This is a genomic window from Mycobacterium sp. 1482292.6, assembly GCF_001672995.1.
Lineage (GTDB): Bacteria > Actinomycetota > Actinomycetes > Mycobacteriales > Mycobacteriaceae > Mycobacterium > Mycobacterium europaeum_A.
In genome coordinates, this window is record NZ_LZKV01000247.1 from 83756 (window position 1) to 93336 (window position 9581).

The following is a 9581-nucleotide window of genomic DNA, read 5'->3' on the forward strand; positions in this document are numbered from 1 at the left end:
AAGGAATGTACTAGATCATGGCGCCTCCGCGGAAGCATGAAACCGATGTGATTCTCGACGCCGCCCGGACGCTGGTGCTCGACGGCGGACCACGTGCGGCCAGCGTGGCGGCGATCGCGAAAGCCAGTGGCGCACCGGCGGGCACGTTGTATCACCGGTTCGGCAACCGCGACGGCATCCTGACGGCGGCGTGGCTGCGCGCGCTGCGACGCTTCCAGGAGCGTGCGCTGGCCGCTGACGGCGAGACCCCGACCGACACCGCCGTCGCGATGGCCGTGGCCGCGGTCGCTTTCGCGCGCTCCCTCCCCGAGGATGCCCGGCTGCTGTTGACGATCCGGCCCGGCGACCTGCTCGACGACGAGCCCGACGCGGCCTTCCGGCAGACACTCGCCGAAATGAACGCTCCGCTGACCCAACGCGTCGCGGCGCTGGCGCGCGAACTGTACGGGAATTCCAGGGCGCGCTCCGTCGATGCCGTCGCCCGTGCGGTCGCCGACCTGCCCTACGCCGTGGTGCGGCGCCACGCGCACGACGACCCGATGCCGTCCTGGCTCGAAAAGGACGTGGCGGCCTCGGCCCTGGCAGTGCTACAAAGCTTTGGCGAACGCCCGTAGCGCCTCGACCTGCGCGGGATCCAAAGAGGGACGGACGTTTTCGCGTGCCGTCGCGAGATCGGCGGCCGTCACGTCGGTGGCGTCGATGGATCGGCGCATCGCGGTCAGTGCGGCCTCCCGCAGCAGCGCCGCGCAGTCGGCGGCGCTGTAGCCGTCGAGTCCGGCCGCCACCTCGTCGAGATCGACGTCGGCGCTCAGCGGAATGGATTTGCCCGCGGTGCACAGGATTTCGCGGCGCGCCGCGGCGTCGGGCGGTTCGACGAAGACCAGCCGCTCCAGCCGTCCGGGGCGCAGCAGCGCGGGGTCGATGAGATCGGGCCGGTTGGTGGCGCCCAGCACCACCACGTCGCGCAGCGGATCGACGCCGTCGAGCTCGGTCAACAGCGCGGCCACCACGCGATCGGTGACGCCGGAGTCGAAGCTCTGCCCGCGTCGCGGCGCCAGCGCGTCCACCTCGTCGAGGAAGACCAGCGACGGCGCCGAATCCCGGGCGCGCCGAAACAATTCGCGCACCGCCTTTTCCGAACTGCCCACCCACTTGTCCATCAGCTCGGAGCCCTTCACGGCGTGCACGGACAGCTGCCCGGTGCTGGCCAGCGCTCGCACGATGAAGGTCTTGCCGCAGCCCGGCGGCCCGTACAGCAGCACCCCGCGCGGCGGTTGCACGCCCAACCGGGCGAAGGTGTCGGGATGCTGCAACGGCCACAACACGGCCTCGGTCAGGGCCTGCCTGGCCTCGGCCATGTCGCCGACGTCGTCGAGGGTGATGTTGCCGACACTGACCTCCTCGCTGGCCGAACGGGACAGCGGGCGGATCACGGTCAGCGCCCCGGCCAGATCCTCCTGTTTCAGCTCCGGCGGCCGGCCGTCGGAGCTGGCCCGCGACGCCGCCCGCAGCGCCGCCTCGCGCACCAGCGCGGCCAGGTCGGCGACGACGAAACCCGGTGTGCGAGAAGCTATCTCGTCGAGATCAAGGTCACCGGTGGGCACGTTGCGCAGCAGCGACTCCAGCAGCGCCTTGCGGGTGCCGGCGTCGGGAAGGGGCAGGCCCAGCTCGCGGTCGCACAGGTCGGGGGCCCGCAGCCGGGCGTCGAGCTGGTCGGGCCGCGCGGAGGTGGCGATCAGTGCGACGCCCTCGCTGGCCACCGCGGTACGCAGCTCGCCGAGGATCAGCGAGGCCACCGGCTCGGCGGTGGCCGGCAGCAGGGCGTCGACGTCGGTGATCAGCAGCACCCCACCGCCGTCGCGGACCGTCTGCACCGCCGACGCCACGGCCTTGAGCCGGTCCTCGGCGGCCAGCGCGCCGACCTCCGGGCCGTCGAGCGTGACCAGCCTGCGGTCGCCGGACACCGCGCGCACCAGGGTCACCTTGCCCACACCGGCCGGGCCCGACACCAGCACCCCGAGGTTGGCGCCCGCACCCAGCGTCTTGAGCAGATGCGGTTCGTCGAGCGCGAGCTTGAGCCACTCGACCAGCTTGGCGGCCTGGGGCTGGGTGCCCTTGAGTTCCTCGACGACCATCTCCGGCCTGGCGACCTCGACCGATATCCGCGACGAGGTTCTGGCACCGGACGGAACGCCGGTGCCCCAGGTGACGAGCGTGTTGGGCTGCACGCTCACCGGCCCGTCGGGGTCGACGCCGGTGACGGTCAGCAGCTCCGAGGTCCAGCTGATACCGACCGCGGTGGCCAGCGCGCGGGTGGCCTCGGACGTCGAGGTCCCCGGGCCCAGGTCGCGGGGCAGCAGCGAGACGGCATCGCCCACGGTAATCACCTTGCCCAGCAAGGCTTGTCGCAGCGTGACCGGCGTGATCGACTGGGTGGCCAGCGTCGAGCCGGCCAGCGTCACCGACCGCGCGCCGTACACGGTGACCGCGCCGACGACCACCGGGGTGCCCTCGCGCAGACCCGCGTTGGACAGCGTCACGTCGTCGAGCAGCACGGTGCTCACCGGGGTGCCCGGCCCGGCCAGGCCGGCCACCGCCGCCGTGGTCCGCGACCCGATCAGCGATACCGCGTCCCATTCCCGAATGCCCAGTGCGGCAATGGCATTCGGATGTAACCGGATGACACCGCGGCGGGAGTCCACCGCGGAGGTGTTCAGCCGGGCGGTCAGGGTGAGTTGACGGGCCGGGCCCGCGTCGTCGCCGGAGCGACTCACGGCAGGCGCCTGCCCGGCTTGCGCAGGCCCAGCCGCGCCACCGACCGGCGGTTGGGCTGTGCCCGGCGGATCGCCCGCCGCGCCGCGCGGCGCTGCTTGGGTTCGTCGTCCCACGCCTCCGGGTGCGCGGCCAGCCAGCGCGAGTTGCGGATGGCGAACGGCACGTGGCACAGATAGGCGACGATGAGCACCCAGATCAACACGTAGGGCGCCAGCACGGCCGCCGCCGCGCAGATCGCCAGGACCGCCAGCAGGGGCGCCGCCCAGCTTGGCGGCACGGCGACCGCGTGCATCTTGCGCATCGGGATCTTGCTGACCATCAGGATCGACGTCCCGGTGATCCAGATGCACAGAAACAGCGGCGACGTCCACCAACCGTCGCCGAACTGCAGCTTGAGTCCGATCAGGCCGATCATCGAGATCGCGCCGGCCGGCGCGGGCATGCCGACGAAGAACTCGTGCGCGTAGGCCGGCTGACTGCCGTCGTCCTGCAAAGCGTTGAACCGTGCCAGCCGCAGCACCACACACACCGCGTAGAGCAGGATCACCACCCAACCGGCCGGCGACTTGGTCAGCAGCGTCACGTAGAGGACGATCGCCGGGGTCACGCCGAAGTTCACCGCGTCGGCCAGCGAGTCGATCTGCTCGCCCATCCGCGACTGGGCGTCCAGGATGCGGGCCACCCGCCCGTCGAGCCCGTCCAGGATCGCGGCCGCGGCGATCAGCGCCATCGCGGCCTTGGGCTGGTGTTCGAGGGCGAACCGGATCGAGGTCAACCCCGCACAGACCGAGAGCACCGTCATCGCGCTCGGCAGGATCTGCAGGTTGACCGCCGGCCGCCCGCGCGGCTTGCTGATCATGGCAGCTCGGCCAGCACGGTCTCGCCGGCGATCGCGCGCTGACCGACCTTGACCAGCGGTTCGGAGCCCGCCGGCAGGTAGGTGTCCAGCCTGGACCCGAACCGGATCAGGCCGTAGGTATCACCGATCGACAGCTTGTCCCCGACGTGCGCGTCGCAGATGATGCGCCGGGCCAGCAGCCCGGCGACCTGCACCGCGACGACGTCCGCGCCGCTGGGTGTGCGAATGTGCAGGCTGGTGCGTTCGTTCTCGGTGCTCGCCGCGGCCAGGTCGGCCGAGCCGAACCGGCCAGGCCGGTGCTGCACGGCGATCACCTCGCCGCTGACCGGCGCGCGCTGCACGTGGGCGTCCAGCAGCGACAGGAAGATGCTGACCCGCGGCAGCGGCGCGTCGCCCATGCTCAATTCGGCGGGCGGGGTGGCGAAGTCGATCACGCAGATCTCGCCGTCGGCGGGCGCGACGATCGCGCCGGGCCGGGCCGGCGGCACCCGATGGGGGTGACGGAAGAACCCGGCGCAGGCGCCGGCGGCCAGCAGGCCCGCCCGTCGCACCCATCGGTGCCTGCGGCCGACCAGGGCCAGCGCCAGCCCGGCGCCGATGAACGGTCGGCCGGCCGGATGCACCGGCGGGACGGCGGAACGCACCAGTTCCAGTGCGTGTTGCGGGCTGAAGCCCGGGTCTTGAGCGGAGGGGCCGACAGTGCGGGGGCGGCGTGCCACGCGGCCATCTTACGGAGCCCGCGACTGATTCGTGGACGCCCGCAGGGGGAACGCCCACGTTCGACATGCAATCGCACAGCGCCGATCGAACGGCACTACGAGTGCGCCGCGCGAAAGTGGCGGTCACCGCCGTCTTCCTCGCGCACGGGCTGGTGTTCTCGTCCTGGGCCGCCCACATTCCGCACGTCAAGGCGGGGCTCGGCCTGTCCGACGCGGCGCTCGGAACGGCGCTGTTCGGCGCGCCGCTGGGCTCGGTGGTGGCCACGGCGGTCAGCCACTGGGCGCTGCCCCGCTGGGGGAGCCACCGGCTGATCCCGGTCACCGTGGCCGGCTACGCCGCGGCCGGCACGACCGTGGGCCTGGCCCGGTCCGCGGCCGCGCTGTTCGCGGCGCTGGCCTTGTGGGGGCTGTTCCAGGGGGCGCTGGACGTCGCGATGAACACCCAGGCCGGCACGGTCGAGCGGCTCGCCGGGACCCCGATCATGGCGCGCTTCCATGGCATGTGGAGCCTCGGGGCGCTGGCGGGGGCGGTGATCGGCGCGGTCTGCGTCAGCGCGGGCGTCGGCCTGACCGTCCAGTTGACGGCGCTCGGGCTGGCGGTCCTGATCGTGGTGGAAACCCTGACCCGTCGCCTGATCCCCGACGCGGCCGAGACGGCGGCGCCGACGGGCCACGCGGAAGGCGACCGGGCCTGGATGACGCCGACCGTGGCGATCCTGGCGGCCGTGGCGTTCGCCTCGTTCCTGTGCGAAGGCGCCGCCACCGACTGGTCGGCCAACTATTTGCGCAACGTCGTCGGCGCCGGCCCGAGCGTCGCCGCGGTGAGCTACGCCGGCTACACGTGTGCGATGGTCGTCACCCGGTTCGGCGCACCGCGGCTGCACGCGCGGGTGCCCAGTCGCCGGCTGCTGCCGGGGCTGGCGCTGATGGCCGTCGTGGGCATGAGCGTGACGCTGGCGACCGCCAACGCCTGGATCGGCGTGCTCGGTTTCGCGGCGCTGGGCGCCGGCGTTGCGCTGCTGGTGCCGACCGCGTTCAGCGCGGCCTACGGCGCCAGCAGCGCCGGATCGGCGATCGCCATCGTGGCCGCCACCGGCTGGCTGGGATATCTGCTCGGGCCGCCGCTGATCGGGCACCTATCCGGCCGGGTGGGGCTGTCGGCGGCGTTGGTCACCATTCCGGTGATGATGGCGATCGTCGGCATCGCCATCCGCTGCACCCCGGCTTTCGACAAGGCCGACGAGTTCCATCGGGACGTGGCCACGCCCGCCGGCTAAGCCTGATTGCCCGCCTCCTCCTCACCCCCCAGCGCGGGCCGCATCGTCGCCGAGCTAGCGCAGATCCCAGACCTGCAGCTGGGTCCCCTCGAGCACCTCGACCACGTCCTCGGGGATGTCCAGCAGCCCGTTCGCCGACGCCAGCCACCGCAGGTGATGCGAGGCGGGCGGCCCGTAGCTGGTGACCGTGCTGGCGTCGTCGCCCAGCACCGCGCGGCGGAATTGGCGCTTGCCGCGCGGCGAGGTCAGCGACTCCGCGAGCACCGCGGTGCGAAGCGGACGGTCCGGATCCGGCAGGCCCATGGCCCTGCGCAGCGCCGGACGGATGAACACCTCGAAGGACACCAGCGCGCTGACCGGGTTGCCGGGCAGCGTGACGATCGTCGCGCCGGCCACCCGTCCCACGCCTTGCGGCATGCCCGGCTGCATGGCGACCTTGACGAATTCCACGCCCTGGTCGCCTTCCCGCCCGAAGGCGTCCTTGACCACCTCGTAGGCGCCGGCGCTGACGCCGCCGCTGGTGATGATCAGGTCGGCGTCACCGGCGTATCGGTCGATGATTGAACTGAACTGGGCCACTTCGTCTTCCGCGGTCGCCACGCCGACCAGCTCGGCGCCTGCATCCCGAACGGCGCCGGCCAGCATGATCGAGTTGGACTCGTAGATCTGCCCAGGCCGCAGCGCGGTGCCCGGCGTCACCAGCTCCGAACCGGTCGAGATCACCAGCACCCGCTGGCGCGGAATCACCCGCAACTCGGCGATGCCCAGCGCCGCCGCCAAGCCGAGCACCGCCGGCGTCACGACCTGACCCTGGCGCAAAACGGTGGTGCCGGGCGCGACGTCCTCGCCCGCGCGCCGGATGTGCCTGCCCGCCTCCCGTGGCGCGCGGATCGACACGACGTCCACGCCGCCGTCCGTGTCCTCCACCGGCACGACGGCCGTCGCCCCGGCCGGCAGCGGCGCGCCCGTCATGATCCGGTGGGCGGTACCGGGCTGCAGCGTCAGTTCGTCGATGCGCCCGGCCGGAATGTCCTCGGCGACGGGCAGCACCACCGGGTGTTCGGGCGTGGCGGTCGACGTGTCCTCGGCACGCACCGCGTAACCGTCCATCGCCGAGTTGTCGAAGACCGGCAACGCCAGCCGCGCCACCACGTCCTCGGCCAGCACCAGGCCCTGGGCCTCGGCGAGCGGGACCGCGACCGGCGGCCGGGCACGAATCAACTCGCTGACAACCCGCTGATGTTCGGCGACTGAGCGCATCGGAGCCATTATCTCCCGGGTCAGACGGGGAAGCGGACGCCGGTGAGTTCTTCGGAGACGGCCCACAGCCGGCGCTGCAGCTCCTCGTCGTGGGACTGGGCGCTGGACTCGACCAGCTTCGGGCGGCCCCGCTGTTCGAGGAATCCCGATGGGCCGAAGTACTGCCCGCCCTGAACGGCCGGATCGGCGGCGGCTCGCAGCGTCGGCAACGCGCCCATGGCCGGGCTCTGGAACAGCAGCGGCCCCAGCACGGCCTTCACCGGCCGGAAGACGCCCGGCAGGTTGCGGGCCAGCTCGGTGTTGGAGCCGCCGGGATGCGCGGCGACGGCGATGGTCTTCGCGTCGGGGTTGGCCGCCAGCCGTCGCTGCAGCTCGTAGGTGAACAGCAGGTTGGCCAGCTTGGACTGCCCGTAGGCGGCGATCCGGTCGTAGCGGTGTTCCCACTGCAGGTCGTCGAAATGGATCGCGGCCCGCAGCCGGTGCCCGAGGCTGCTGACCGTCACCACCCGCGAATCCCGCACCCCCAGCAGGTTTTCCAGCAGCAGCCCGGTCAACGCGAAGTGGCCCAGGTGGTTGGTGCCGAACTGCAATTCGAAACCGTCCTGGGTGACCTGCTTGGGCGTCCACATCACGCCCGCGTTGTTGATCAGCAGGTCGATGCGGGGGTACGCCGCGCGCAGCGCGTCGGCGGCCGACCGGATCGCGTCCAGCGAGGTCAGGTCCAGCTGTTGCAGCGTGACATCTACTTTCCCGCGCCCTTGGCCGCCGGCGGCGACGATGCGCGACAGCGCCGCGTTGCCCTTCTCGAGATTGCGCACCGCCAGCACGACGTGGGCGCCGCGATAGGCCAGGACGGCGGCCGTCTCATACCCGATGCCGGTGTTGGCGCCGGTGACGACGACGACGCGGCCGCTTTGATCCGGGACATCGCCCTCCGACCAGTTGCGGTTCTCTTTGTCGTTGGAAGCCATGGCCCAAAACATACTCATCGACGATCGAGGGCGTCGTGTCGGGCGACGGGCATTCGACGGTTCCGGCCGTGGGCCTGCGATGAAAAACCGTTATCCCGACAGCGATTTCCGCCGGATTCGCCACCCGCGCGGGTTTGTCAGGCCGTCGGGGTCGATCCCATCTGGCGGCGCAGCCAGGCGATGATCTTCGGCACCACCTCGGGCGCTTTGCTCATCGCGACGTGGCCGGTGCCCTCGACCAGGTGCACCTCGGTGTCGCGGCGGCCCCGGAAGTCTAAAGTGTCGGATTGCGGGACGAAATAGTCGTCGGCGCCGTTGATCACCAACATCGCCGAATTAGTTTGCTGGGCAAGCAGATCCGCGCGATTCAGGCGTTCCATTCCGGCGCTGAGCTGATCGAGGGTGGGGGAGTGGTCCCACTGCATCGCGTTGCCCAGGATGTCGTGCATGCCGTAGGGCAGTTTCGCGAGATTGTCGGGACCGAAGGCGGCGACCACGGGACCGCCGAGATCGATTGCGGCATCGACGATTCCGGACAGTCCCGACATCGCGGCGAAGTTGCCGCCGAACGATGCGCCGAAGTGCGCGACCCGGCCGTCGCCCAGCGTCCGGGCGTGGCGGGCGAGCCCGCGGATCACCTCGTCGGCGTGTTGGTCGAGCGGGATCGCGGTTTCGCCCGTGCCGGGATGGTCGAAGGCCATGGTGGTCACGCCCGCGCCCTGGGTGAATGCGACCCACCACGGGTGGATGTCCATCTTCCAGGTGTCCACGCCGCCGCTGGCGATCAGCACCGGACGGGCGGCGTAGTCACCGTCGGCCGAATACAGGTGCACCGGCACCTCGACGGACCCGTCGCGGTAGGCGACGGTGAGGATGCGCCGTTCGAAGTGCACCGGGAAATCGCCGGCCGCCAACTGGAACTGCTCGAGCTGGTGCTGCATCGCTTTGGCCCGCGCCGCGTCGGTGAGGCAGGGAAACTTTGCGCACCCGTAGACCAGCGACGCCATCCGATGTTCGGTTCGCTCGGCGTATTCGCTTGCCAGCGAAGACCATTCATAGACCCAGCCGCCGGGCGCATCGGCCCACATGTCGTCGACGGCCGCGCGGACCCGCTCGATGTCCTCGCGCGGGATCCCGAACTTCGCGAACTGCTCGGTGCGGTCGTCGAACATGGCCGACGCGTCGATGTCGTAGGTGTACATGGTGGCCAGCTCCTCATTTTCACGGCCCGTTGAGACTAGTCTCACGCTACGGTGAAACTAGTCTCAACGCAAGAGGAAATTCACGCTACGATGAGACTCATGCCGAAGAGGTCGACCACGCCCGGCCCGCGCGATGAGCGCGGCGTGCTGGCCGGGCGGATCGTGGCCGCGGCCCGCGTCGAATTCGCCGAACACGGCTGGGCGGGCACCACCATCCGCGCGATCGCCCGGGCCGCCGACGTCGATCCCGCGCTGGTCTACCACTACTTCGGGTCCAAGGAGAAGCTGCTCGACGCGGCGACGAACCCGCCGCAGAAGTGGCTCGACGACGTCGCCAAGGTCTGCAGGATGGCGTGCAACGTCGGCCCGATCTCCTCGTCGTCCCAGCTGGCCAGCATTAGCTCCAGCACGGCGGCGCCGAGTTGTTCGACCGGCGTAACCCAGACCTTGGCGACGTCGTCGAGCCACTTCTGCGGCGGGTTCGTCGCCGCGTCGAGCAGCTTCTCCTTGGACCCGAA

Annotated in this window: 9 protein-coding genes; 3 read left to right on the plus strand and 6 right to left on the minus strand. The window is 71.1% G+C overall.

Translation table 11 applies throughout. The features are described from left to right. Positions 1-17 precede the first annotated feature (17 nt). A complete protein-coding gene (locus A5624_RS24830; RefSeq protein WP_066872508.1) occupies positions 18-614 on the plus strand; it encodes a TetR/AcrR family transcriptional regulator in 597 nt (198 codons plus the stop codon). On the opposite strand, the gene A5624_RS24835 is transcribed toward A5624_RS24830, so the two are convergent. From A5624_RS24835 to A5624_RS24845, 3 genes are read right to left on the minus strand one after another with little or no spacing between them, the layout of a single operon-like run. Next, positions 588-2774, minus strand: a complete 2187-nt coding sequence (locus tag A5624_RS24835) for an AAA family ATPase (RefSeq protein ID WP_066872511.1) — start codon at positions 2772-2774, stop codon at positions 588-590. The genes A5624_RS24830 and A5624_RS24835 overlap by 27 nt on opposite strands. After that, positions 2771-3634, minus strand: coding sequence for a CDP-diacylglycerol--serine O-phosphatidyltransferase (pssA, locus tag A5624_RS24840; protein WP_066872514.1), 864 nt, complete (start codon positions 3632-3634; stop codon positions 2771-2773). The genes A5624_RS24835 and pssA overlap by 4 nt, the downstream gene beginning before the upstream one ends. Beyond that, positions 3631-4353 (minus strand): phosphatidylserine decarboxylase, encoded by a 723-nt coding sequence (locus tag A5624_RS24845; protein WP_082990650.1) that lies wholly within the window; start codon positions 4351-4353, stop codon positions 3631-3633. The genes pssA and A5624_RS24845 overlap by 4 nt, the downstream gene beginning before the upstream one ends. Before the next feature lie 65 nt (positions 4354-4418). Here A5624_RS24845 and A5624_RS24850 point away from each other — a divergent pair, with 65 nt between their 5' ends. Beyond that, positions 4419-5630 (plus strand): MFS transporter, encoded by a 1212-nt coding sequence (locus A5624_RS24850; protein WP_066872520.1) that lies wholly within the window; start codon positions 4419-4421, stop codon positions 5628-5630. 54 nt (positions 5631-5684) lie between these two features. Here A5624_RS24850 and glp read toward each other — a convergent pair whose 3' ends face one another. The 3 genes from glp to A5624_RS24865 form a co-directional block, all read right to left on the minus strand. Beyond that, positions 5685-6890 carry a gephyrin-like molybdotransferase Glp gene (gene glp, locus A5624_RS24855; RefSeq protein WP_066872522.1) on the minus strand — a complete coding sequence of 402 codons (1206 nt, stop codon included), beginning with the start codon at positions 6888-6890 and terminating at the stop codon, positions 5685-5687. Positions 6891-6910: 20 nt separating this feature from the next. Then, entirely contained in the window at positions 6911-7861 is a 951-nt protein-coding gene (locus A5624_RS24860) for an SDR family NAD(P)-dependent oxidoreductase (protein WP_066872557.1), read from the minus strand. A gap of 137 nt (positions 7862-7998) precedes the next feature. Further along, positions 7999-9063 (minus strand): S9 family peptidase, encoded by a 1065-nt coding sequence (locus tag A5624_RS24865; protein WP_066872525.1) that lies wholly within the window; start codon positions 9061-9063, stop codon positions 7999-8001. Between the two features lie 99 nt (positions 9064-9162). Here A5624_RS24865 and A5624_RS29220 point away from each other — a divergent pair. Next, positions 9163-9581: helix-turn-helix domain-containing protein (locus A5624_RS29220; protein ID WP_232002321.1), on the plus strand; the 419-nt coding region annotated here is incomplete at its 3' end.

Coding starts and splice junctions, on each gene's coding strand:
- A5624_RS24830 (WP_066872508.1), top strand. CDS start 18: ATGGCGCCTCCGCGGAAGCATGAAACCGATGTGATTCTCGACGCCGCC.
- pssA (WP_066872514.1), bottom strand. CDS start 3,634: ATGATCAGCAAGCCGCGCGGGCGGCCGGCGGTCAACCTGCAGATCCTG.
- A5624_RS24850 (WP_066872520.1), top strand. CDS start 4,419: ATGCAATCGCACAGCGCCGATCGAACGGCACTACGAGTGCGCCGCGCG.
- glp (WP_066872522.1), bottom strand. CDS start 6,890: ATGCGCTCAGTCGCCGAACATCAGCGGGTTGTCAGCGAGTTGATTCGT.
- A5624_RS24860 (WP_066872557.1), bottom strand. CDS start 7,861: ATGGCTTCCAACGACAAAGAGAACCGCAACTGGTCGGAGGGCGATGTC.
- A5624_RS24865 (WP_066872525.1), bottom strand. CDS start 9,063: ATGTACACCTACGACATCGACGCGTCGGCCATGTTCGACGACCGCACC.